This is a genomic window from Morganella sp. TYF_1 (assembly GCF_043105645.1).
GTDB lineage: Bacteria > Pseudomonadota > Gammaproteobacteria > Enterobacterales > Enterobacteriaceae > Morganella > Morganella morganii_B.
In genome coordinates this window covers 1-939 of record NZ_JBICLU010000022.1, presented here as the reverse complement: position 1 = coordinate 939, position 939 = coordinate 1, and the positions used below count along the sequence as shown (strand labels likewise).

Below are 939 nucleotides of genomic sequence, written 5' to 3'. Positions count from 1 at the left end.
TGTTGATTTAGAATGTGAGTGTTCACACAGATTGTCTGATAGAAAGAAGCAGATACCGGGAATAGGCTTGTAGCTCAGGTGGTTAGAGCGCACCCCTGATAAGGGTGAGGTCGGTGGTTCAAGTCCACTCAGGCCTACCAAAACCGAATTGATACTGCGTTATGAAAAGACTCGTTTACCTTAGTAAACTTCGCCTTTCCATGCCTTGTCTCAATGCGGTTTCCTCTTTTCATGATGAAAAGACACACCCCGGGAAAACCAAATAATGGGGCTATAGCTCAGCTGGGAGAGCGCCTGCCTTGCACGCAGGAGGTCAGCGGTTCGATCCCGCTTAGCTCCACCATTATCTGATATCTGAACAATAATTCAGAGTTTACCGGAAACGGTATGCTGTGAATTATTATGCTCTTTAACAATCCGGAACAAGCTGAAAAATTGAAACAATCAATATTATCACCGAGGTAATATTGATGAGTCTCTCAGCCAAGCAACACGAAAATGTGAAGACGTTTTTGCGTGAGTTATGAGCGAGCAGTCCTCAGTTCGCGAAGGACGGAGCACAGCAAGCGGAGCATACATCAGTATGTGAGCATTGCGAGCACCGCCCGACAAAGAAATGAGGGGCGCGCAGCCATAACCCCACAGAAACACTCAGTCGAAACACTTTCGGGTTGTGAGGTTAAGCGAATAAGCGTACACGGTGGATGCCTAGGCAGTCAGAGGCGATGAAGGACGTGCTAATCTGCGATAAGCGCCGGTAAGGTGATATGAACCGTTATAACCGGCGATTTCCGAATGGGGAAACCCAGTGCAATTCGTTGCACTATCATTACCTGAATACATAGGGTAATGAAGCGAACCGGGAGAACTGAAACATCTAAGTACCCCGAGGAAAAGAAATCAAACGAGATTCCCCCAGTAGCGGCGAGCGAACGGGGA

Annotated in this window: 2 tRNA genes and 1 rRNA gene; all 3 read left to right on the top strand. The window is 47.7% G+C overall.

Annotation, left to right across the window (positions count from 1 at the left end):
* Window positions 1–63 precede the first annotated feature (63 nt).
* Window positions 64–140: transfer RNA gene (locus ACF8OF_RS11165), tRNA-Ile, on the top strand.
* A gap of 127 nt (window positions 141–267) precedes the next feature.
* Window positions 268–343: transfer RNA gene (locus ACF8OF_RS11160), tRNA-Ala, on the top strand.
* Between the two features lie 334 nt (window positions 344–677).
* Window positions 678–939: ribosomal RNA gene (locus ACF8OF_RS11155) — 23S ribosomal RNA — on the top strand; the annotation flags it as partial.